The following is a 20928-nucleotide window of genomic DNA, read 5'->3' on the forward strand; positions in this document are numbered from 1 at the left end:
TCAGACCTGGATCCGCGCCTCGACGGCCTTGACGATCTCGTCGACCGCCTCACCGATCGGGATGCCGTTGCGCTGCTCACCGCCGCGGTACCGGAACGACACCGCGTCCTTGGCCACGTCGTCGTCGCCGGCCAGCAGCATGTACGGGACCTTCTGCTTCTGCGCGTTGCGGATCTTCTTCTGCATCCGGTCGGCGGAGGCGTCGACCTCCACCCGGATCCCCTTGGCGCGCAGCGCCTCCGCGACCCGCTCCAGGTGCGGGACGTGCGCCTCGCCGATCGGGATGCCGACCGCCTGCACCGGCGCCAGCCACGGCGGCATCGCGCCCGCGTAGTGCTCCAGCAGCACGCCGAAGAACCGCTCGATCGACCCGAACAGCGCCCGGTGGATCATCACCGGCTGCTGCCGGGTGCCGTCGGCGGCCTGGTACTCCAGCTCGAACCGCTTGGGCTGGTTGAAGTCCACCTGGATGGTCGACAGCTGCCAGGTGCGGCCGATCGCGTCCTTGGCCTGGACGGAGATCTTCGGGCCGTAGAACGCCGCGCCGCCCGGGTCGGCGACCAGGTCGAGCCCGGACTCGTCGGCGGCCTCCTGGAGCGCGGCGGTGGCCTCGTCCCAGTCCTCCTGGGTGCCGATGAACTTGTCGGAGTCGTCGCGGGTGGACAGCTCCAGGTAGAACTCGTTCAGGCCGTAGTCGCGCAGCAGGTCGAGCACGAAGGTGAGCAGGCTCTTCAGCTCGCCGACCATCTGCTCGCGGGTGCAGTAGATGTGCGCGTCGTCCTGGGTCATGCCGCGCACCCGGGTGAGGCCGTGCACCACGCCGGACTTCTCGAACCGGTAGACGCTGCCGAACTCGAACAGCCGCAGCGGCAGCTCCCGGTACGACCGCCCGCGCGCCCCGAAGATCAGGTTGTGCATCGGGCAGTTCATCGGCTTGAGGTAGTAGTCGCCCCCGTCCACCTCCATGGGCGGGAACATGTCGTCCTTGTACCAGCCGAGGTGCCCGGAGACCTCGTACAGGGTGCCCTTGGTGATGTGCGGGGTGTTGACGAACTCGTACCCGGACTCCTCGTGCCGGCGGCGCGAGTACTCCTCCATCACCTTGCGGACGACGCCGCCCTTGGGGTGGAAGACCGCCAGCCCGCTGCCGATCTCCTTGGGGAACGAGAAGAGGTCCAGCTCGGCGCCGAGGCGGCGGTGGTCGCGCTTCTCGGCCTCCTCCAGGAACTTCAGGTACTCGTCCTGCTTCTCGCGGGACTCCCAGGCGGTGCCGTAGATCCGCTGGAGCTGCGGGTTCTTCTCGCTGCCGCGCCAGTACGCGCCGCCCGACCGCATCAGCTTGAAGGCGGGGATCACGCGGGTGGTCGGCAGGTGCGGCCCCCGGCACAGGTCCTTCCAGCACGGCTCGCCGGACTTGGCGTCGAGGTTGTCGTAGATGGTCAGCTCGCCGCCGCCCACCTCGACGTCCGCGCCCTCGGCCGCGTCGGCGACCTCGCCGGAGCCGCCCTTGAGGCCGATCAGCTCCAGCTTGTACGGCTCGCCCGCCAGCTCCTCGCGCGCCTCGTCGTCGGAGACGACGCGGCGGGAGAACCGCTGGCCCTGCTTGACGATCTCGCGCATCCGCTTCTCGACGCGCTTGAGGTCGTCGGGGGTGAACGGGCTCTCGACGTCGAAGTCGTAGTAGAAGCCGTTCTCCACCGGCGGGCCGATGCCCAGCTTCGCCTCGGGGAACAGCTCCTGGACGGCCTGCGCCATCACGTGCGCGGCCGAGTGCCGCATGATCGCCCGCCCGTCGTCCGACCCGATCTCCACGGGCTCCACGACGTCGCCGTCGCGGAGCTCGTAGGCCAGGTCGCGCAGCTCGCCGCCGACCCGGGCGGCGATCACGGTCCTCCCGTCCGCGCCGAGCGCCTCGCCGGCGGTCGAGCCCGCGGCCACCGCCCGCTCGCTTCCGTCGAGGGTGATGCGCAGCTCAGGCACGGTGGACACGGGCACTCCTCGCGATGGTGAAGGTTGCTTTGCGGCATCCGATGCTATCGAGTCCGGCCGGTCACCGGACGCATCCTTGTCCATGGTCGTTCTCCTCTCGGGCCCGGGAGGCCCTGCCGGGAACGGCCCCGCGGCTGCCCCGCCAACGCGAGGAGGCCCCGGGATCGCTCCCGGGGCCTCGCCGCGCTAGGTCAGGACAGGCGGCCGCCGCGCCGGGAGATCCCCGGCGTCGTCGTCGGACACTGCGCGTCGGGACGTCGCCCGTGCGCGCGTACGGCTGCCATGGGTCCATGCTAGCCCACGCGCGCTGCCGGCTCACGCGCGCTTGGCCCGCGGGCGCCGCTTCGGCCCCTCCAGCGTGTCCATGTCCTCCAGCTCGCGGCCCTTGGTCTCGGGCACGGCGCGGATGACGAACAGGAAGGCCAGCGCGGCGAAGACGGTGTAGATGCCGTACGCCAGCCCGAGCGACACCCCGGACAGGCCGGGGAACGTGGTGGTGATGGCCCAGTTCGCGATCCACTGGGCGGCGGCGGCGACCGCCAGCGCCGAGGCGCGGATGAAGTTGCTGAACATCTCGCCCAGCATCACCCACACCACCGGGCCCCAGGTGGCGGCGAACGACACCACGTAGAGGTTGGCGGCCACCAGCGCGACCGGCCCGCCCACGTCGCCGAGCGAGGGCTCGCCGTCGACGACCGGGGCGGTGGCGAAGCAGAGGGTCATGATGCCGAGGGTGACCGTCATCCCGGCGGCGCCGGCCAGCAGCAGCGGGCGCCGGCCGACCTTGTCCACCAGCGCGATCGCCACCAGCGTGGCGGCCACGTTCACCAGCGAGTTGATCACCGAGGTGAGCATCGCGTCGTTCTCGCTGAACCCGACCGCCTGCCACAGCTCGGTCGAGTAGTAGAAGATCACGTTGATGCCGACGAACTGCTGGAAGACCGACAGCAGGATGCCCACCCACACGATCGGCAGCAGCCCGAACCGCTTGCCGCGCAGGTCGCCCAGCCGTACCGGGCGCTCCCGGCCCAGCGAGCGGCGGATCTCCTCGATCTTGGTGTCCACCTCGCGCGGGTCCATCACCCGGGCCAGCGCCTCGCGGGCGGCGGCCGGCCGCCGCTTCTTGACCAGGTAGCGCGGCGACTCGGGGATCGTCATGGCGATCACTCCCCAGATCACGGCGGGTATCGCCGCGCTGGCGAACATCCACCGCCAGGCGGTGCCGCCCCAGGGGAACTCGCCGGACGCGCCGCCGTCCGACACCCGCGCGATCACGTAGTCGACCACCAGCGCCGCGAAGATGCCCAGCACGATCGCCATCTGCTGGAGCGAGCCGAGCCGCCCGCGCAGGTCGGCGGGCGCGATCTCGGCGATGTACGCGGGCGCGATGACGGACGCGGCGCCGATCGCCAGCCCGCCGACGAACCGCCAGAAGGTCAGGTCCCAGGCGGCGAACGCCAGCGCCGAGCCCAGCGAGCTGATCACGAAGAGCAGGGCGGACACCAGCATCACCCGGATGCGGCCCATCCGGTCGGCGAGCGGCCCGGCGAACCAGGCGCCGGCGGCGCAGCCGAGCAGGGCCGACGACACCACCAGCCCGACGGCCACCGACCCCAGGTGGAACTGCTCCTCCACCGCGCCGACCGCGCCGTTGATCACCGAGGAGTCGTAGCCGAAGAGGAAGCCGCCGAGGGCGGCGGCGCCGGCCAGCAGCACCGCCATCGCCGCCGTGTGCTCGTGCCCCTCCGCGGCCGCCGTCCGCCCCGCCGTCGCCCCGCCTTCTCCGGGAGTCCCTTGATCAGCCATGGGGCTGCTCTTCCCGGAGGAAGGGACCTTAAGCCAGGTCCGGCGCGCCCGCCCTCAGTCGCGGACCGCGACGCCGATGATGTGCGGCGCCGACGGGTTCGGGGCCCGGGAGGCGGGGAAGTCGAAGCGCCGCTCGCTCCGCAGGGTGAAGCCCGCCCGCTCGATCCAGTCGCCGGTGGGCCGGGAGACGTGGCAGCCCGCCGCCACGTAGGGCCAGAGGACGTCGGTGTACTTCTGGAAGATCGCCGTCCGCGGTGACCGGGACCGCACGTGCTCGTAGAAGCGCAGCTCGCCGCCGGGGCGCAGGACGCGGCGCAGCTCGGCCAGCGCCCGGACCGGGTCGCGCACCGAGCACAGCACCAGCGAGGCCACGGCCACGTCGAACGAGGCGTCCTCCAGGTCGAGGTCCTCGGCGACGCCGGCCCGCACCGCCACCGGGACCGGGGCCCCGGCGGCGGCCGCGACCGCGCGGGCGCGCAGCGTCGGCTCCGGCTCGATCGCGACGACCTCGGTCACGCCGCCGGGGTAGTGGGCGAAGTTGGCGCCGTGCCCGGCGCCGACCTCGACCGCCCGCCCGCGCGCGCCGGCGAGCAGCTCGGCGCGGTGGGCGGCGCCGCCGGCCCGCGCGGCGGCGGCGTCCAGCCGGGGGTAGAGCCGGGCGAAGATCGGATGCCTGTGATCACCGGTCATCCCGGCAGTGTCGCACCAGAACCCCCCACCGGCGCCAGGGCCCGCTCCCCGGCCGCGCGGCGGCGCAGCTCGGGCAGGACGCCCTCGGCGAACCAGTACGCCTCCTCCAGGTGCGGGTAGCCGGACAGGATGAACTCCTCGATGCCGAGCGCCGCGTACTCCTCGATCAGGTCGGCGACCTCGGCGTGGCTGCCCACCAGCGCGGTGCCGGCGCCGCCGCGCACCAGGCCGACGCCCGCCCACAGGCCGGGGTGGATCTCCAGGTCGCGCTCGGAGCCGCCGCCGCGGTACGACTCGTGCAGCGCGCGCATGCGGCGCTGCCCGACCGAGTCGCTGGCGGCCAGCGCCTGCTGAGCCGTGCCGATGTGGGCCGGGTCCACGCCGGCCAGCAGCCGCCGCGCCTCGGCCCAGGCGGCCTCGGAGGTGTCGCGGCTGATGGTGTGCAGCCGGATGCCGAAGCGCAGCGTGCGGCCCTCGGCAGCGGCCAGCCCGCGCATCCAGGCGATCTTCTCGGCGACCTGGCCGGGCGGCTCGCCCCAGGTCAGGTACGTGTCGACGTGCCGGGCGGCGACGGGCCCGGCGGCGGGCGAGGAGCCGCCGAAGTAGATCTCCGGCAGCGGGTCCGGCGGCCGGGAGACCAGCGCGCCCTCGACGTCGTAGTGCTCGCCCTTGAAGTCGAACGGCTCGCCGGTCCAGGCGCCCCGCACGACCTCCAGGAACTCGCCGGTGCGGGCGTACCGGTCGGCGTGCGCCAGGTGGTCGCCGAAGCGGCGCTGCTCGGCGGACTCGCCGCCGGTGACCACGTTCAGCAGCAGCCGCCCGCCGGAGATCCGCTGGTAGGTGGCGGCCATCTGGGCGGCCAGCGTCGGCGCGACGAAGCCGGGCCGGAAGGCCACCAGGAACTTCAGCCGGGACGTCTCGCGCAGCAGCGCGGCGGTGACGAGCCAGGCGTCCTCGCACCAGGTGCCGGTCGGGGTGAGCACGGCCTCGAAGCCGAGCTGCTCGGCGGACCGGGCGATCTGGGCGAGGTACTCGATGTCCGGCGGGCGGACGACCTCGGCGGTGCCGGGGCGCTCGCCGGGCCGGCCGACGCCGGCCGGGACGCTGTGCCCGCCGCCGATCAGGGCGCGGCTGTCGCCGGTGGTGGGCAGGAACCAGTGGAAGCGGGGGTGAAGGCGGGAATCGGCCTGGATTTCGGTGCCCGTCATTTGACCTCTACCTCGATGTCGTTGAAGCGGCGGTCGACGAACCTCCCGATGTCGACCGAGCCGGGGATGAGCTTCTCGTCGCGGAAGGCGTCGGCCACCAGCTGCTCGTTGCGGACCAGCGTGTCGTCCACCTTGATCAGGCGGGCGGCGCGGCGGCGGGCGGCCTCCTCGGCGACCGCGACCGGCAGCCCGGTGTCGCGGGACCAGACCGCGCCCCAGCCCTTGACGTTGGCGTTCGCCCAGACCAGGGCGCGCCGCTGCCGGGTGAGGTAGTCGCGCAGCGCGGCGACCTTCGCCTTGTCCTCCAGCGCCTTCTCGGCGGCGACGACCAGGTTGTAGCCGGTGGTGTAGCCGCGGCCGTCGACGAGGATGCGGGCGCCGGCCTGGGTCTGCCCCTGGGCGGTGTACGGGTCCCAGATCGCCCAGGCGTCCAGGCCGCCGCGGCTGAGGGCGGCCATGGCGTCCGGCGGCGCGAGGTACTGCGGCTGGACGTCCTTGAAGCCCAGCCCGGCCTTCTTCAGGACGGTGAGCAGGTGGTAGTGGGCGGAGCTGCCCTTGGCCACCCCGATCCGCCTGCCCTTGAGGTCGGCGGGCGTGCGGATCGGCGAGTCCTTCGGGACGAGCACGGCCTGGCCGGTCAGCCCGATGTCGGCGGCCGCCACGATCTTGATCTTGGAGCCGGCGGCGGCGGCGAAGACCGGCGGGGTGTTGCCGACCGCGCCGAAGTCCAGCGCGCCGGCGTGCACCGCCTCCAGCAGCGGCGGGCCGGAGGTGAACTGGTTCCAGGTGACCTTGTAAGGGAGGTTCTTCAGCTCTCCGGCGGCGCCGAGGAGGGCCTGCTGGCCGCCCTTCTGGTCGCCGATCCGCAGGGTGACCCTGGACAGGTCCACCGAGCCGTCGGGGCGGATCGCGGCGTTGGACGCGTCCGCTCCGCCGCCGCAGCCGGCCGCCGCCGCGGTGAGCACGAACGCGGCGGCGCCCGCCAGGAGGGTACGGAGCCGTCTGATCGTCATGTCGTTCCTTCGGGGGTCACGCCGAGCCGGTCGAGCAGGGTCGCGCGGAGGGCGGTGAGGTCGGGATGGTCGCGGTGGCGGGGGCGCGGGAGGTCCACGCGGGACTCGTGCGCGATGCGGCCGCCGTCCAGGACGAGCACCCGGTCTGCCAGCAGGAGCGCCTCGTCGACGTCGTGGGTGACCAGGAGGATGCCGGGCCCGTGCCGTTCCCACAGGTCCAGGACGAGCCGGTGCATGGTGATGCGGGTGAGGGCGTCCAGCGCGCTGAACGGCTCGTCCAGGAGGAGCAGGCCGGGCTCGCGGACGAGGGCGCGGGCCAGCGAGGCGCGCTGGGCCTCGCCGCCGGACAGGGTGAGCGGCCACGCTCCGCCGCGCTCGGCGAGGCCCACCTCGTCCAGGGCCTTCGCGGCGGCGGCGCGCGGGTCCGGGTCGTCCAGGCCGAGGGCGACGTTGGCCCAGACGCGTTTCCAGGGGATGAGGCGGGGTTCCTGGAACGCCACCGCGGTGGTGCCGTTCACGGTGAGCCCGCCGCGCTCGTCGCGGGGGACGTCGCGGTCGAGGCCGGCCAGGGCGCGCAGCAGGGTGGACTTGCCCGAGCCGCTGCGGCCGAGCAGGGCGACGAACTCGCCGCGGCCGATGGTGAGCCGGACGTCGTCGAGCACGGTGCGGTCGCCGAACCGGCGGGTCAGCCCGTCCACCTCGGCGACGGCCCCGGCCGCGGTGGCGGTGGCGGTGGCGGCCTCGGTCAGATCGGGAAGCCCTTGCGCCATGACAGCGCCCTCCTCTCCAGCAGCCGGACCAGGGCGTCGGTGAGCAGGCCGAGCGCCGCGTACACGACCAGGCCGAGCACGACGATGTCGGTGCGCAGGAACTCGCGGGCATTGTTGATCATGAAGCCGAGGCCGGAGGCGGCGTTGACCTGCTCGGCGACGATCAGCGCCAGCCAGGCCGCGCCCAGGCTCTGCCGCAGGCCGACCAGCGCCTGCGGCAGCGCGCCCGGCAGCACGACGTGCCGGATCAGGGCGGGCCGGCCGAGCCGCAGCGTCTGCGCGACCTCGGCGAGCTTGCCGTCGACGCCGCGGATCCCGGCGAAGGTGTTGAGGTAGAGCGGGAAGGCGACGCCCAGCGCGACGAGCGCGACCTTGGGCGCCTCGCCGATCCCGAACCACAGGATGAACAGCGGGATCAGCCCGAAGTGCGGCAGCGCGCGGAGCATCTGCATGATCGGGTCGGCGGCGTTCTCGCCGAGCCGGCTGAGCCCGGCGACCAGGGCCAGGCCGACCCCGGCGGCGGCGCCGATCAGGAAGCCCAGCACGGCGCGCTGCACCGACACGCCGATCGCGTCGAGCAGCGTGCCGTCGCGGACGAGTTCGGCGCCGGTCGCGGCGACCGTGGTCGGGGCGGGGAGGAGGCGTTCGGGCAGCAGCCCGGTCGAGGAGGCGAGCTGCCACAGCGCGAGCAGCGCCAGCGGGCTGACCGCCCGGGCGAGCGCGGCGCGCGGCGGCCGCACGGAGGGGATCCTCGACCTCGGCCGGGCCTGGGGCCGCGGGAGGTCGAGCGAGGACGTGGACACGGCTGGGGTGACCCTTCGCGAGCGTTCGGGAGGACGGACGGCGCGCGGGCCGGCGATGCGGCCCGCTAGGCGGGCCGACACAGGCAGCTGGCCTGCCGGCGGAGGTCGACGTGCAGGCGCGCGACGAGAAGGGCGGGACGGTCGTTCACGGCCCTCACCCTGGCCGATATTTCCTATCAAGTCAATCTGAAATACCGGTTAAGTGGTCTATATCGCCCGCCGATCGCTCGCCATGGGCGCTACCCAGGGTGGGGTCCGGATCTGGCTCCCCCGGGTCAGGTCCCCGCCCGGCCGCGCACCCTAGGCTCACCAGTGCGATGAACGAACCATCCCGTGCCAAGTGGCACGACTACCGGCACGACCACGACCGGCACGACCACGCGCGGCTCCTCCAGGGGATCCGGTCGGCGCTGCTGCCCGGCCCCCACGACCCGCACGTGACGATGCTCCCGGAGCGGATGTGGCTGCGGATCCCGCTGCTGCTGCTCCTGCTGGCGATGACGATCGGCTTCACCGCGGGCTCGATCGCGATCCCGATCGAGGCCGACCACCGCCCGCCCGGGACCAGCGCCCTGCTCGGGGTCCTCCAGGCGGCCCCCCTGATGCTGGCCGTGCGCCGGCCGCTGGCCGCCTGGCGGCTGTCGGCCGCCGGGTTCCTGCTGGGCGCGCTGCTGGTACGCGGCGTGGGCTTCTGGCCGTGGCCGGTGACCTCGTTCCTCGCGCTGCTGGTGATCCTGTTCTTCGTCGCGCTGGCCTGCGACCGGGAGACGCTGATCGGCGTCGGCGCCGTGACCATCGCGGGCCTGCTCGGCCCGGCCGTGCTGCTCGGCATGCCGGGCTGGTTCGGCGCGATCCTGGCCGGGATCGTGCTGGTCGTGCTCGCCTTCGGGGACGCGATCGGCGGCCGCCGCACCGCCGAGGCGATCGTCCGCGAGCAGGAGGAGCTGCGCCGCCAGGACCTGGCCCGGCAGGCGGTCCTGGAGGAGCGCGCCCGGATCGCGCGCGAGCTGCACGACGTGGTCGCCCACCACATGTCGGTGATCGCGATGCAGGCCGAGGCCGCCCCGTACAAGATCCCCGACCTGCCGGACGCCGCCCGGCAGACGTTCGGCGTGGTCCGCGACGCCGCCCGCGAGGCGCTCACCGAGACCCGCCGGGTGGTGGGGCTGCTGCGGTCCGACGACGAGGGCGCCGAGCGGGCCCCCCAGCCGGGCCTGGACCGGCTGGACGACCTCGTCGCCACCGCCCGCCGCGCCGGGCTCGGCGTCGGCGTCACCGTGGTCGGGGTGCCGCGGCCGCTGGCCGTCGGGGTGGACCTGTCGGCGTTCCGGATCGTCCAGGAGTCGCTCAGCAACGCCGCCCGCTACGCGCCCGGCTCCCGGGTGCTGATCGAGATCCGGTACGGCCCGGACTCGCTGCGCGTCACCGTGGTCGACGACGGCCCCCGCGGCACCCCCGAGGAGTCGCACGGCGGCGGGCACGGGCTGGTCGGCATGCGCGAGCGGGTGGTGATGCTCGACGGCACGATGACCGCCGGGCCCCGCGAGCGGGGCGGCTGGGAGGTCGTGGCGGACGTGCCGTACGGCGATCCCGACTAATCTTCGCCATGTGACGATTCGGGTGCTGATCGCCGACGACCAGGTGATGATCCGCGACGGGCTGGCCGCGCTGCTGTCCTCCGATCCGGAGATCGAGGTGATCGGCCAGGCCGGCAACGGCCTGGAGGCCGTGGAGATGGCCAGGAAGCTCGACCCGGACGTCATCGTGATGGACATCCGGATGCCCGAGATGGACGGGCTGGCCGCCACCGCCGAGCTGGTCGGCGAGCCGCCCGCCGACGACGTCGACCCGGCCGGGATCCGGCCGAAGGTGCTGGTGCTGACGACGTTCGACCTCGACGAGTACGTCTACGAGGCGCTCGGGGCGGGCGCCAGCGGCTTCCTGCTCAAGGACGCCTCGGCCGCCGACCTGGTCAGCGGGGTGCGGGTGGTGGCCGCCGGGGACGCGCTGCTGGCCCCCTCGATCACCCGCCGGCTGATCGGCGACTTCGCCCGGCGCCGCCGCCACCAGCGGCCCAGCCCGGCCGCGACCTCCTCGCTGACCCCGCGCGAGCTGGACGTGCTGCGCCTGATCGCGCGGGGCCTGTCGAACGCCGAGATCGCCGCCGAGCTGGTGCTGGCCGAGCAGACCGTCAAGACCCACGTCGGCCACGTGCTCACCAAGCTCGCTCTCCGGGACCGCACCCAGGCGGTCGTGTACGCCTACGAGAACGGCCTGGTGGGCTGAGCGGCGCCGAACGGAGCACCAGCGGAGTTCGGCCGCTCAGCCCCCGGAGGTCTGGGGGGTCGCCCCCCCAGAAGCGACCCGTGGGCTGAGCGGCCGGGCTCTCAGCGGGAGGGGTCGAGGACGAGCTTGCCGGTGGTGCGGCGGGCGCGCAGGTCCTCGTGCGCCCTGCGGGCCTCGCTCAGGCCGTACTCGCCGCCGGCGACGACCTTCAGTCTCCCGTCGGCGGCCAGCGCGAACAGCTCGTTCAGGGCGGTGCCCATGACGTCGCCGGGCAGCTGGAACACGTGCGCCAGCCACATCCCGGCGATGGTCGTGGAGTGCGACATCAGGCTGCCCGGCTGGACGGGCGAGGGCGCCTGGCGGGAGGCCATCCCGTAGAAGCCGAGCCGCCCGAACGGCGCGAGCGCCTTGAGGCTCTGGTCGGTGACGGTGCCGCCGGTCATCTCCAGCACCACGTCCACCCGGCGGCCCTCGTTGGCGTCGATGAGCGCGGCCTTCATGTCGGGCTCGTTGGCGTCCACGGCGACGTCGGCGCCCAGCTCCAGCGCCAGGTCGCGCTTCTCCTCGGAGGAGGCGGTCGCGATGACGCGGCCCGCGCCCCACTGCTTGGCCAGCTGGACGGCCAGCGTCCCGACCCCGCCGGCGGCGGCGTGCACGACGACCGACTCCCCCGGCGCCAGGTGCGTGCTGCGGCGCAGCAGCAGCCAGGCCGACGCCCCCTGGACGATCATGCCGAGCGCGGTGACGTCGTCCACGGCGTCGGGGACGTCCCAGGCCATCGCCTCGGGCGCCAGGGCCTTCTCGGCGTACCCGCCGGTGCCCAGCAGGGCGACCACCCGGCGGCCGTCCGGGGTGCGGCCGACCGCCTCGCCGCCCGGTACCAGCGGGAGCGTGGAGCGCGACAGGTAGCTGTCCTCGGCCTGGTGGGTGTCGGCGTAGTTGATCCCGGCCCGGGACACGTCGACGAGCAGCTGCCCGGGCCCCGGCTCCGGGTCGGGCAGCTCGGTGACGGTCAGGACCTCTGGCCCGCCGAACTCGGTGATCTGGATCGCGCGCATGTCCTCTGCCTCCTGTGTTTCCTGGGAATCAGCGCGGGCCGGGTACGCCGCGGAACTTGAACGGGCCGCTCTCGCGCCCCGGGACGACGAACCACGCCTCCCCCGCGTCGTCCCCGTCCAGGATCGCCATGAACGCCTCGACGACCTTCCCGACCTCCAGGATCGGGAAGCCCGTCTCGGCCAGATGGTCCTTGATCCCGCCGAGGATGTCGGTGTCGGCGAACGAGGGGCACAGGGCGTTCACCCGGATGCCCTCCTCCGCGTGCGCGGGGCCGAGGGCGCGGACGAGCCCGACCACGGCGGCCTTGTTGGCGCCGTAGATGGGGTCGAACGGGGTGGCGGTCAGGCCGGCCATGCTCGCGGTGGCGATGATGTCGCCGCCGCCGCGGGCGCGCAGGGCGGGGAGCGCGGCGTGCACGCCGTACACGACGCCGTCGAGGTTGATCGCCATCGCGCGCCGGTAGAGCGCGAGGTCGAAGTCGCCGTCCAGGCCGGTGCCGGTGGACACGCCGGCGTTGAGGAAGGCCAGGTCGAGCCCGCCGTAGGCGTCCACCGCCGCGGCGACGGCCGCCGCGCTGTCGGCCGGCTCGCGGACGTCGCAGCGGACGAAGCGGCCGTCCAGCTCCGCGGCCAGCGCGCCGCCGCGCTCCTCGTCGATGTCGGCGAGCACCACCCGCGCGCCCAGCCCGGCCAGCCGGCGCGCCACGGCCGCGCCGATGCCGTTGGACCCGCCGGTGATGAGCGCGACTTTGCCGGCCCCGTCGAAAGCCACCATGTGAGCGCCTCCCAAAGTAACTGACTCGTCAGTTACTCTAGCGGAATGGACTTCGGTTTGAGCGAGCGGGCCCAGGACTACCTCGGCCGCCTCCAGGACTTCATGGACTCCCACGTCTACCCCGCCGAGCCCCTGTACGCCGAGCAGCGCCGCGGGCTGCGGGCCGCGGGCGAGGAGCACACCGTCCCTCCGGTGGTGGAGGAGCTCAAGGTCGAGGCGCGCAAGCGCGGCCTGTGGAACCTCTTCCTCCCCGGGAGCGAGGACCCGGCGCACGGCCTGTCGGTCACCGACTACGCCTCGCTCGCCGAGGTCACCGGCCGCTCGCCCAACCTCGCCCCCGAGGCCACCAACTGCGCGGCGCCCGACACCGGCAACATGGAGGTGCTGCACCTGTTCGGCACGCCCGAGCAGAAGGAGCGCTGGCTCAAGCCGCTGCTGGACGGCGAGATCCGCTCGGCGTTCGGGATGACCGAGCCGGACGTGGCCAGCTCCGACGCCCGCAACATCGCCACCCGGATCGAGCGCGACGGCGACCACTACGTCATCAACGGCCGCAAGTGGTGGATCAGCGGCTCGGCCGACCCGCGCTGCAAGATCATGATCCTGATGGGCAAGACCGACCCGGACGCCCACCCGTACCAGCAGCAGTCCATGGTCCTCGTCCCGCTGGACGCGCCCGGCGTGGAGATCGTCCGGCCGCTGCCCGTGTTCGGCTACTCCGACCAGCACGGCCACTGCGAGATCACGCTGACCGACGTGCGGGTGCCGGTGGAGAACCTGATCGGCGAGGAGGGCGGCGGCTTCGCCATCGCGCAGGCCCGGCTCGGGCCCGGCCGCATCCACCACTGCATGCGCGCCATCGGCATGGCCGAGCGGGCGCTGGAGCTGATGTGCGAGCGCGCCGCGTCGCGCGTCGCGTTCGGCAAGGAACTCGCCCGGCAGGGCGTGGTGCAGCAGCAGATCGCCGAGTCCCGGATGGCGATCGAGCAGGCCCGGCTGCTCACCCTCAAGACCGCGTGGCTGATCGACCGGCACGGGCCGAAGGGCGCCCGCGCCGAGGTCGCCGCCATCAAGGTGATCGCGCCGCGGGTGGCGCTGGAGGTCGTCGACCGCGCCATCCAGGTGCACGGCGGCGCCGGCGTCAGCGACGACACCCCGCTCGCCGCGATGTGGGCGGGGCTGCGCACGCTGCGGCTGGCCGACGGGCCCGACGAGGTCCATGTGCGGTCCGTGGCCCGTACCGAGCTGGGTAAGTACCTCGGGAAATGACGAACGAGACGGGGGCGGCCGTTCCGGGCGTGCGGCGCAGGATGCCGCACGCCCGGCGGCGGGAGCAGCTGCTCGGGGTGGCGCTGGCCGAGTTCGGCCGCCGGGGCTACCACCTCACGCAGATGGAGCACGTGGCCGCGGCCGCGCAGGTCTCCAAGGCGCTGCTCTACCAGCACTTCACCTCCAAGGAGGACCTGTTCGCCGAGGTGAGCGAGGCGATCGTCGCCGAGCTGACCGCGCGGCTCAACGCCGCGGTGCTCAAGCAGCAGGACTCGATGGAGGGCATCCGCGCGATGGTGCGGGTGCTGTTCGACTACGCCACCGAGGAGCCGGACGCCTGGGCGCTGGTGATCCGGCACCTGGACAAGCCCGAGGTCGGGCCGGGCCTGCAGGAGCTGCGCGAGCGGCTCGGCACCGCGTTCGCCGACCTGCTGCTGCGGCGCCGCCGCGCCGATCCGGCGCTGTCGCCCGCGGCGCTGGCCGCCAACGAGCGGCGGGCGCGGCTGCTGGTCCCGCTCATGTACGGGTCGATGCTGTCGATGGTGTCGTGGTGGCTGGAGCACCCCGACACCGCGCGCGACCGGGCCGAGCAGATGGCGGTCGAGTTCGTCTGGCTGGGGCTCGACCGGCTGCGTTCCGGGGAGCGCCTGCCGGCCCCTCCCCCGTAACGATTTCGACTCGGCCGGTTCCGCGTACCGCCATCTGGACGCGACTATGGACGGGTGGCAGCCGACGGGAGTGGCGCGACTTCCAATGATGTCCGTATCGCGGACCGGCTCGAGCGCTGGCCGGGGGTGACCCGGGAGCGGGCGGAATGCGGCACCGGCACCGCCCTCGCGGCGGGCGGTGTCCAGATCCTGCACCTGCACGGCGGCGCGGTGGCCGAGCTGCGGCTGACCCGGCCCGTCATCGGCCGGCTCGGCGAGGCGCTCGCCGACTCCGGGCGGGTGGCGTTCATCCCCGGCGGCGAGTGGGTCGCGGTGCGCCTGGACACCGACTCCGACCTGGCCATGGTCGCCTCGCTGGCGAGCGTGGCGATCAAGGCGGGGAGCGCGCCGGGGGCCGTGCCGCGCACCGGGGCGCCGTGCAGCGCCGCGGCCGGCGGCATCGCGCCGGACCGGCTGGCCGCCCTCATCACCGCCGGCGGCGGATCGCCCATGCCGCTGAGCCAGTTCCGCCTCATGCACCGCGCGGCCGCGCCGCCCGCTCAGGACGGGCAGCGCAGCGCCAGGTAGAGGTCGGTGCGGTCGCGCGCCAACGCCAGGTCGCGGCCGGTCAGCTCCTCGATCCGCTGCACGCGGTAGCGCAGCGTGTTGACGTGGACGTAGAGCAGGCCGGCCGCCCGCTGCCACGATCCGCACGCGTCCAGGAACGCCGCCAGCGTGCCGACCAGCTCGGAGCCGTGCAGCGCGTCGTACTCCTCCAGCGGGCCGAGAAGCCGGTCGCGGTACGCCTGCCGGACGCCCTCGGGCACGGCGGCCAGCAGCAGCCCGTGGGAGTCGGTGTCGGCGGCCGGGACGACCGTCACCGGGCCGGCGGCGGCACCGGCGCGGGCCGCGTTCAGGGCGCGGCGGGCGTCCTCGACGGCGGCGCGCAGGCCGCCCGCGTCAGGGACGGCGCCGCTCACCCCTGCCACCAGCGGGCGGCCGGCCAGCGCGAGCCCGTAGCGCGCGGGCGCCCCGCGCAGCGCCGCCTCGACCGCGCCCGCCGGGAGCCGGCCGTTCACCAGGGCGATCACGTCCCCGTCCCGCTCGGCCGGCAGGACGCGGCGGGCCCGGCCCGCCAGCAGGCCGCCGACGAGCAGCGCGCCCGGCAGTCCGGGGTCCGGCCGCGCGGCGACCGCGACGAACGGCAGTGCGGGATCGGCGCCGAGCGGCCGGAGCCGGGCCGCGACCGCGGCCGCGGCTGGAACACCGGGCCGGCGGACGAGGTCGAGGAGGTCGCCGACGCGCTGCCGCTCGGCCGCGCGCCGCCGTTCCAGCCGGTCCAGCTCGGCGCCCAGGACCCGCAGCGCCGTGCGCAGCGCCCGCCGCGTCCCGGCCGCGCCCGCGCGGGCGCACACCAGATGGCCGCGGACCCGCCCGTCGCCGCCGCGGATCGCGTGGACCGACGCCCGTTCCCCTCCGCCCAGCGGCACCGTGGAGGCGTCGCCGGGACGGCCCGTGACGTGCCGCCACACCCGTTCGACCTCGCCGGGGCCGGGCGCGCCGCCCGCCGCGGCCCAGACGGTGGCCAGCGGCGACAGCACCCAGCAGCCGAGCCCGAACTCCTCGCGCAGCAGCCGGACGACGCCGCGCGGACCGTCGGAGCGGTGCGCGGCGGCGGACAGCCGGCGGCCGATCTCCGCCTCGCTCCGGACCGGTGGCGGCGCCATGTCCTCACCTCGCCTGGGCACGCGGTTACCCCAGGAGACCCTCCAGGGCCGCGGCGGCGCGGTGACAGTCGTGATACGTAGAGTACAGCGGCACCGGCGCGAGGCGGACGATGTCGGGCTCGCGGGCATCGGCCATCACGCCGGCCGAGTCCGCGAGGCGCTCGGTGAGCCCGCCGGCGTCGGCGACGCGGATCGACAGCTGGCAGCCGCGCGCCGCCGGGTCGTCCGGGGTGACGACGGCCAGCCCGGGCACGGCCGCCAGCCGCCCCGCCAGGTACGCGGTGAGCCGCTCGCTCTTGGCGCGCAGCGCGGCCATGCCCACCCGGTCGAAGATCTCCAGCGACGCCAGCACCGGCGCCAGCGCGAGGATCGGCGGGTTGGACAGCTGCCAGGCGTCGGCCGTGGCGGGCGGCGCGATGCGCGGCTCCATCCGGAACCGCGTCGCCGGGTCCGTCCCCCACCAGCCCGACAGCCTCGGCAGGCCCGCGTCGCGGACGTGCCGCTCGTGGACGAAGCAGCCGGCGACCGCGCCCGGGCCGCTGTTGAGGTACTTGTAGGTGCACCAGGCGGCGAAGTCGACGTCCCAGTCGTGCAGGCGCAGCGGGACGTTGCCGGCCGCGTGCGCCAGGTCCCAGCCGACCACCGCGCCGGCCGCGCGGCCCGCCTTGGTGATCGCCGCCATGTCCATCAGCTGGCCGGTCAGGTAGTTGACCCCGCCGAGGAGCAGCAGCGCGACCCGCGCGCCGTCGCGCTCCAGGTACGCGACGACGTCCTCGGTGCGCAGGTGCTCCTCGCCCGCGCGCGGCCGCAGCCGCACGACGGCCGCCTCCGGGTCCAGGCCGTGGTGGACGGCCTGGCTGTGCACGGCGTACGAGTCGGACGGGAACGCGGTGTCCTCGATGACGATCCGGGTGCGCTCCCCCGCCGGCCGGTAGAACGTCGCCATCATCAGGTGCAGGTTGACCGTCAGCGAGTTCATCGCGACGACCTCGTGCGGCAGCGCTCCCACCAGGCGCGCGGCGGGCTCGCGGGCCTGCTCGTGGTAGTCCACCCAGGGGCGGCGGGCGCGGGTGTGGCCCTCGACGGCCAGCCGCGACCAGTCCGCCAGCTCCTCCTCCAGGTAGCGGGCGACGCTCCGGGGCTGGAGACCGAGGGAGTTGCCGGCGAAGTAGGCGGCCTCCGCGTGCGCGCCGCCGGGCGCGGGCGGCACGTGGAACTCGCCGCGCAGCGAGGGGAGCGGGTCGGCCGCGTCGAGCCGCCGCGCCTCCTCCTCCGCGCTTCCGGGGCTTCCGGGGCTTCCGGGGGCTCTGTCCACGGTCACTCCTCCGCCAGGCCGAAGAAGCGGCGGGCGTTGCCGCCGAGGATCGCCGCGCGGTCGCCCTCGCCCAGCTCCGCGCACGCCCGTACGGTCGAGCCCGGCTCCAGCTCGCCGAGCGGGAACGGGAAGTCGGTGCCGAGCATCACCCGGTCCGCGCCCATCACCTCCACCAGCAGCCGCAGCGCCCGCGGGTCGAACACGGCCGAGTCGACGAAGAACCGGCCGGTGTACGCCGACGGCGGCCGCGGCGAGTCCGCGCGGACGATGTCGCGGTTGTGCCACGCGTTGTCGGCGCGCCCCAGCATGAACGCGAAGCTGCCGCCGCCGTGGCAGAAGCACAGCCGCAGCGACTCCGGGATCCGCTCGAACGCCCCGGACAGGATCAGCGACAGGATCGACAGCTGCGTCTCGGCGCCCATCCCGACCAGCCACGGCAGCATGTACCGGCCGGCCATCCGGTCCCCGCCGAGCATGTCCCACGGGTGCATCAGCACCGGCATGCCCTCGGTGGCGCAGTGCGCGAGGAACGCCACGATCCCGTCGTCGTCGGGGTAGCGGGTGCCGACGTGGTTGCCGATGTGCACGCCCCGGTGGCCCGCCGCGGCGGCCTTGGTGACGGCCGCGCACGCCAGGTCGAGGTCCTGCAGCGGGACCTGGCACAGCGGCAGCAGCCGGTCCGGCGCCTCCCCGCAGTAGTCGAGGATCCGCTGGTTGACCAGCTCGCACCACTCGGCGGCGCGGGCGGGCTCCGCCTCGTACCCGAACATCAGCGGGGTCGACGAGACCGCCTGCACGTCCACGCCGGTACGGTCCATCGCGGCGACCCGCGCCGCCGCGTCCCACAGCTCGGCGCGGACCGGCCGGTACTCGGCGTCGCCGCTCATCATCATGCCGGTGCCGCCGCCGTCCTCGCGCAGCCACGGCTCCCCCGCGCCCGCCAGCACCCGCGCCTCGTCCCTCGACACGCGCGGGAACACGTGGGCGTGGACGTCGATCACGCTCACGTACGGACCTCGGTCACCGGGCGCATGTCCTCCGGCCACAGCTTCCCGGGGTGCACCGCGCCGCAGTTGCCGCAGGTGCGGTCACCGTCGTAGAAGCTCTGGAACACCGGCGGCAGGTCGTCGACGATCGAGCGCACCTGGAGGTCGGCGCGGTGCACCAGGTGGTGGCAGTTCACGCAGTACCACTCGAACGCCTCGCGGGTGCCCTCGGGCCGCGCGATCTCCACGACCAGCCCGATGCTGCCCTCCTCCGGCCGCTGCGGGGAGTGCCGGACGTGCGGCGGCAGCAGGAAGACGTCGCCCTCGTTGATCTGCACGTCGACCGGCGGCTTGCCCTCCTCCTCCATGACGCGCAGCACCATGTTGCCCTTGAGCTGGTAGAAGTACTCCTCCGCCGGGTCGTCGTGGAAGTCGGTGCGCTGGTTGGGCCCGCCGATCACCATCACGATCAGCCCGGAGTCCTGCCAGACCTGCACGTTGCCGACCGGCGGCTTCAGCAGGTGGCGGTGCTCGTCGATCCACCGCTCGAAGTTGAACGGCCGCCCGAACGACAGCTTCGGCAGCTCGGTCATGATCCAGCCTCCTTCACCGGGATGTGCGCGGTGCACGACATCTCGATCAGCAGATGGGGGTGCGGCAGCTGGTGGACGGCCACGGTCGTGCGGGCCGGCCCGGTCTCGTCGAAGTACTCGCCGTAGACCTCGTTGTAGCCGCCGAAGTCGTTCATGTTCACCAGGTACGTCGTCACGCTGACCAGGTCGGACAGGTCTCCCCCGGCCGCGCGCAGCAGGTCGCGGACGTTCTCGATGACGGCGCGGGTCTGCGCGCGGATGTCGAGGTCGGTGACGCCCATCGGGTCGGCGCTCGCGCCCGCGAACGTCCCGTCGGGGCGGCGCGAGCTGGTGCCGGACACGAACACGAGGTCGCCGGCCCGCTTCACGTGCGGGAACCGCCCGCGCGGCCGGGCCTTGCCCTCGACCAGCAGCGCGTCCCCGGCCGCCGTGCCGTCGCGGCTCACGTCGTCACCTCCACCGAGCCGAGCCCGGACGCGGTCACCCGGACGTGGGCGCCCGCCGGCAGCGGCACCGCCGCCGTCGCGGCGCCCGCCAGCACCACCCAGCCGGGCTCCAGCGTGATCCCGGCCTGCCCGGCCAGCCGCGCCGCGGCCCGCAGCGAGCGCATCGGGTCGCCGAGGATCGCCGCCGACGACCCGGTCTGGACGGCCCGGCCGTCGATCTCCATCAGCATGCCGACGTTGGAGACGTCGCGCGGCTCGCGCCAGGCGCCGACGCCGTACCCGGCCGCGGACGCGTTGTCGGCGATCACGTCCGGGAGCGTGAACGAGAAGTCCTCGTAGCGCGAGTCCAGCACCTCGAAGCCGACCGCGACGCCGGCCACGGCCGCGTCCACGTCGGCGGCCGAGCGGACCGGGCGGCCGATCAGGTAGGCGATCTCCGGCTCGATCCGCGGATGGATCAGGCGCCGCACGTCCACGTGCGACTCGATCAGCATCGCGTCGGTGAGCAGCCCCCAGATGACGTCGTGGACGCCCATCTGGACCATCTTGGCCTTGCTGGTGAAGCCCATCTTCACCCCGGCGAGCCGCTCGTGCCGCGCCACCCGCCGCCGGATCACGGCCCGCTGGACGGCGTACGCGGCGTCCACGTCCAACTCGGCCTTGTCGGTCAGCTTCGGGATCGCGCGCGCGTCCCGGACGGCCGCGTCCAGCGTCCCCGCCAGCGCCTCGATGTCACTCATGTGTTCCCCGCTTCGGTCTCTTCCTTGGCGAACGCGACGCGGACGTCGCCCAGGCCCTCGATGCGGGCCTCCAGGACGTCGCCGGGGACGGCCGGGACCATCGGGCCGAGCGCGCCGGTCAGCACCGTGTCGCCCGCGCGCAGCGGGTTGCCGACGCGGGCGAGGGTGTCGGCCAGCCAGAGCGCCGCGTTCAGCGGGTGGCCGAGGCAGGCGGCGCCGGTGCCGGTCGACAGCTGCTCGCCGCGCCGCTCCAGGACCATGCCGCACAGCCGCAGGTCGACGTCCGCCAGCCGCACCGGGCGGTTGCCCAGGACGTACATGCCGGACGAGGCGTTGTCGGCGACGGTGTCGGCGAGCGTGATGTCCCAGTCGCGGACGCGGCTGCCGGCGATCTCGATGGCGGGCAGCGCGAACGCGGTCGCCCGGATCAGGTCGGCGGCGGTGTGCCGCTCGTGCGTGAGGTCGCGTTCCAGGACGAGCGCGACCTCGGCCTCCGCGCGGCCCTGCATGACCGCCCCGGCCGGGATCTCGGCGCCGTCGGGCACGGCCGTGTCGGCCCACAGCATCCCGAAGTCGGGGCTGTCCACGCCGAGCTGCCGCTGCACCGCCGCCGAGGTCAGGCCGATCTTGCGGCCGACGGGGCGGCGGCCCTCGGCCAGCCAGTGCTTGGTCAGGTGCCGCTGCACGTCGTACGCCTGGCCGGGACCGATCAGGTCGCGGACGGGCGCGCACGGGACGCCGGTGGCGTGCGCCTCCAGGAGGCGCGCGGCGGCGGCGTCGATGGCTTCGTCTGTCACGGGCTCACTC

22 protein-coding genes are annotated in these 20928 nt (G+C 74.3%); 5 read left to right on the forward strand and 17 right to left on the reverse strand.

Features of this window, described 5'->3' with window-relative positions; genetic code table 11:
• The 8 genes from thrS to ACA361_RS35625 all read right to left on the reverse strand — a co-directional run bounded on the left by thrS (window position 1) and on the right by ACA361_RS35625 (window position 8437).
• Window positions 1-1989, reverse strand: a complete 1989-nt coding sequence (gene thrS, locus ACA361_RS35590; RefSeq protein WP_375019487.1) for a threonine--tRNA ligase — start codon at window positions 1987-1989, stop codon at window positions 1-3.
• A 315-nt stretch (window positions 1990-2304) separates the two neighbouring features.
• A complete protein-coding gene (locus ACA361_RS35595) occupies window positions 2305-3795 on the reverse strand; it encodes a sugar porter family MFS transporter (RefSeq protein WP_375019488.1) in 1491 nt (496 codons plus the stop codon).
• 54 nt (window positions 3796-3849) lie between these two features.
• Complete coding sequence (locus ACA361_RS35600; protein WP_375019489.1) at window positions 3850-4485, reverse strand: class I SAM-dependent methyltransferase; 636 nt, start codon at window positions 4483-4485, stop codon at window positions 3850-3852.
• The gene (locus ACA361_RS35605) at window positions 4482-5693 is read right to left on the reverse strand and encodes an LLM class flavin-dependent oxidoreductase (protein WP_375019490.1); all 1212 of its coding nucleotides are present in this window, start codon (window positions 5691-5693) and stop codon (window positions 4482-4484) included. The genes ACA361_RS35600 and ACA361_RS35605 overlap by 4 nt, the downstream gene beginning before the upstream one ends.
• Entirely contained in the window at window positions 5690-6706 is a 1017-nt protein-coding gene (locus tag ACA361_RS35610) for an ABC transporter substrate-binding protein (RefSeq protein ID WP_375019491.1), read from the reverse strand. The genes ACA361_RS35605 and ACA361_RS35610 overlap by 4 nt, the downstream gene beginning before the upstream one ends.
• Complete coding sequence (locus ACA361_RS35615; protein WP_375019492.1) at window positions 6703-7476, reverse strand: ABC transporter ATP-binding protein; 774 nt, start codon at window positions 7474-7476, stop codon at window positions 6703-6705. The genes ACA361_RS35610 and ACA361_RS35615 overlap by 4 nt, the downstream gene beginning before the upstream one ends.
• A complete protein-coding gene (locus ACA361_RS35620) occupies window positions 7452-8225 on the reverse strand; it encodes an ABC transporter permease (protein WP_375019571.1) in 774 nt (257 codons plus the stop codon). Before ACA361_RS35620 ends, ACA361_RS35615 begins: the two co-directional genes overlap by 25 nt.
• Window positions 8226-8344: 119 nt before the next feature.
• Window positions 8345-8437, reverse strand: coding sequence for a putative leader peptide (locus tag ACA361_RS35625; RefSeq protein ID WP_375019493.1), 93 nt, complete (start codon window positions 8435-8437; stop codon window positions 8345-8347).
• Between the two features lie 159 nt (window positions 8438-8596).
• Here ACA361_RS35625 and ACA361_RS35630 point away from each other — a divergent pair, with 159 nt between their 5' ends.
• Both ACA361_RS35630 and ACA361_RS35635 read left to right on the forward strand, forming a co-directional pair.
• Window positions 8597-9877, forward strand: coding sequence for a histidine kinase (locus ACA361_RS35630; RefSeq protein ID WP_375019494.1), 1281 nt, complete (start codon window positions 8597-8599; stop codon window positions 9875-9877).
• A 10-nt stretch (window positions 9878-9887) separates the two neighbouring features.
• Window positions 9888-10565, forward strand: a complete 678-nt coding sequence (locus tag ACA361_RS35635) for a response regulator transcription factor (protein WP_366617977.1) — start codon at window positions 9888-9890, stop codon at window positions 10563-10565.
• Between the two features lie 101 nt (window positions 10566-10666).
• On the opposite strand, the gene ACA361_RS35640 is transcribed toward ACA361_RS35635, so the two are convergent.
• Window positions 10667-11623: a zinc-binding alcohol dehydrogenase family protein gene (locus ACA361_RS35640; RefSeq protein WP_375019495.1), complete on the reverse strand. Its 957-nt coding sequence runs from the start codon at window positions 11621-11623 to the stop codon at window positions 10667-10669.
• Between the two features lie 28 nt (window positions 11624-11651).
• Window positions 11652-12398: an SDR family oxidoreductase gene (locus ACA361_RS35645; protein WP_375019496.1), complete on the reverse strand. Its 747-nt coding sequence runs from the start codon at window positions 12396-12398 to the stop codon at window positions 11652-11654.
• A 45-nt stretch (window positions 12399-12443) separates the two neighbouring features.
• Here ACA361_RS35645 and ACA361_RS35650 point away from each other — a divergent pair, with 45 nt between their 5' ends.
• The 3 genes from ACA361_RS35650 to ACA361_RS35660 are packed head-to-tail and all read left to right on the forward strand — an operon-like array spanning window position 12444 to window position 14902.
• Window positions 12444-13667: an acyl-CoA dehydrogenase family protein gene (locus ACA361_RS35650; protein WP_375019497.1), complete on the forward strand. Its 1224-nt coding sequence runs from the start codon at window positions 12444-12446 to the stop codon at window positions 13665-13667.
• On the forward strand, window positions 13664-14335 hold the full coding sequence (locus ACA361_RS35655) for a TetR/AcrR family transcriptional regulator (RefSeq protein ID WP_375019498.1): 672 nt from the start codon (window positions 13664-13666) through the stop codon (window positions 14333-14335). The genes ACA361_RS35650 and ACA361_RS35655 overlap by 4 nt, the downstream gene beginning before the upstream one ends.
• A gap of 54 nt (window positions 14336-14389) precedes the next feature.
• Window positions 14390-14902: a luciferase family protein gene (locus tag ACA361_RS35660; RefSeq protein ID WP_375019499.1), complete on the forward strand. Its 513-nt coding sequence runs from the start codon at window positions 14390-14392 to the stop codon at window positions 14900-14902.
• On the opposite strand, the gene ACA361_RS35665 is transcribed toward ACA361_RS35660, so the two are convergent.
• Genes ACA361_RS35665 through ACA361_RS35695 form a run of 7 tightly spaced genes read right to left on the reverse strand, consistent with a single transcriptional unit; the run spans window position 14875 to window position 20918 of the window.
• Window positions 14875-16041, reverse strand: a complete 1167-nt coding sequence (locus tag ACA361_RS35665; RefSeq protein ID WP_375019500.1) for a PucR family transcriptional regulator — start codon at window positions 16039-16041, stop codon at window positions 14875-14877. The genes ACA361_RS35660 and ACA361_RS35665 overlap by 28 nt on opposite strands.
• 25 nt (window positions 16042-16066) lie before the next feature.
• Entirely contained in the window at window positions 16067-17356 is a 1290-nt protein-coding gene (gene kynU / locus ACA361_RS35670; protein ID WP_375019501.1) for a kynureninase, read from the reverse strand.
• Window positions 17357-17358: 2 nt separating this feature from the next.
• Window positions 17359-18363, reverse strand: a complete 1005-nt coding sequence (locus ACA361_RS35675) for an amidohydrolase family protein (RefSeq protein ID WP_375019502.1) — start codon at window positions 18361-18363, stop codon at window positions 17359-17361.
• The gene (locus ACA361_RS35680) at window positions 18360-18935 is read right to left on the reverse strand and encodes a 3-hydroxyanthranilate 3,4-dioxygenase (RefSeq protein WP_375019503.1); all 576 of its coding nucleotides are present in this window, start codon (window positions 18933-18935) and stop codon (window positions 18360-18362) included. Before ACA361_RS35680 ends, ACA361_RS35675 begins: the two co-directional genes overlap by 4 nt.
• Window positions 18932-19381, reverse strand: a complete 450-nt coding sequence (locus ACA361_RS35685) for a RidA family protein (RefSeq protein WP_375019504.1) — start codon at window positions 19379-19381, stop codon at window positions 18932-18934. Before ACA361_RS35685 ends, ACA361_RS35680 begins: the two co-directional genes overlap by 4 nt.
• The gene (locus ACA361_RS35690; protein WP_375019505.1) at window positions 19378-20121 is read right to left on the reverse strand and encodes a 2-keto-4-pentenoate hydratase; all 744 of its coding nucleotides are present in this window, start codon (window positions 20119-20121) and stop codon (window positions 19378-19380) included. Before ACA361_RS35690 ends, ACA361_RS35685 begins: the two co-directional genes overlap by 4 nt.
• On the reverse strand, window positions 20118-20918 hold the full coding sequence (locus ACA361_RS35695) for a 2-keto-4-pentenoate hydratase (RefSeq protein WP_375019506.1): 801 nt from the start codon (window positions 20916-20918) through the stop codon (window positions 20118-20120). Before ACA361_RS35695 ends, ACA361_RS35690 begins: the two co-directional genes overlap by 4 nt.
• Window positions 20919-20928: the final 10 nt, after the last annotated feature.

This window comes from Actinomadura sp. 21ATH (genome assembly GCF_041951345.1).
In the GTDB taxonomy this organism is placed as follows: Bacteria; Actinomycetota; Actinomycetes; order Streptosporangiales; family Streptosporangiaceae; genus Spirillospora.

What these genes read in the sequence shown, in the direction of transcription:
- ACA361_RS35610 (WP_375019491.1), bottom strand. Translation starts at nt 6,706, where the DNA reads ATGACGATCAGACGGCTCCGTACCCTCCTGGCGGGCGCCGCCGCGTTC.
- ACA361_RS35650 (WP_375019497.1), top strand. Translation starts at nt 12,444, where the DNA reads ATGGACTTCGGTTTGAGCGAGCGGGCCCAGGACTACCTCGGCCGCCTC.
- ACA361_RS35640 (WP_375019495.1), bottom strand. Translation starts at nt 11,623, where the DNA reads ATGCGCGCGATCCAGATCACCGAGTTCGGCGGGCCAGAGGTCCTGACC.
- ACA361_RS35690 (WP_375019505.1), bottom strand. Translation starts at nt 20,121, where the DNA reads ATGAGTGACATCGAGGCGCTGGCGGGGACGCTGGACGCGGCCGTCCGG.
- ACA361_RS35645 (WP_375019496.1), bottom strand. Translation starts at nt 12,398, where the DNA reads ATGGTGGCTTTCGACGGGGCCGGCAAAGTCGCGCTCATCACCGGCGGG.
- ACA361_RS35615 (WP_375019492.1), bottom strand. Translation starts at nt 7,476, where the DNA reads ATGGCGCAAGGGCTTCCCGATCTGACCGAGGCCGCCACCGCCACCGCC.
- ACA361_RS35600 (WP_375019489.1), bottom strand. Translation starts at nt 4,485, where the DNA reads ATGACCGGTGATCACAGGCATCCGATCTTCGCCCGGCTCTACCCCCGG.
- ACA361_RS35680 (WP_375019503.1), bottom strand. Translation starts at nt 18,935, where the DNA reads ATGACCGAGCTGCCGAAGCTGTCGTTCGGGCGGCCGTTCAACTTCGAG.
- ACA361_RS35655 (WP_375019498.1), top strand. Translation starts at nt 13,664, where the DNA reads ATGACGAACGAGACGGGGGCGGCCGTTCCGGGCGTGCGGCGCAGGATG.
- ACA361_RS35665 (WP_375019500.1), bottom strand. Translation starts at nt 16,041, where the DNA reads ATGGCGCCGCCACCGGTCCGGAGCGAGGCGGAGATCGGCCGCCGGCTG.
- ACA361_RS35630 (WP_375019494.1), top strand. Translation starts at nt 8,597, where the DNA reads ATGAACGAACCATCCCGTGCCAAGTGGCACGACTACCGGCACGACCAC.
- ACA361_RS35605 (WP_375019490.1), bottom strand. Translation starts at nt 5,693, where the DNA reads ATGACGGGCACCGAAATCCAGGCCGATTCCCGCCTTCACCCCCGCTTC.
- ACA361_RS35595 (WP_375019488.1), bottom strand. Translation starts at nt 3,795, where the DNA reads ATGGCTGATCAAGGGACTCCCGGAGAAGGCGGGGCGACGGCGGGGCGG.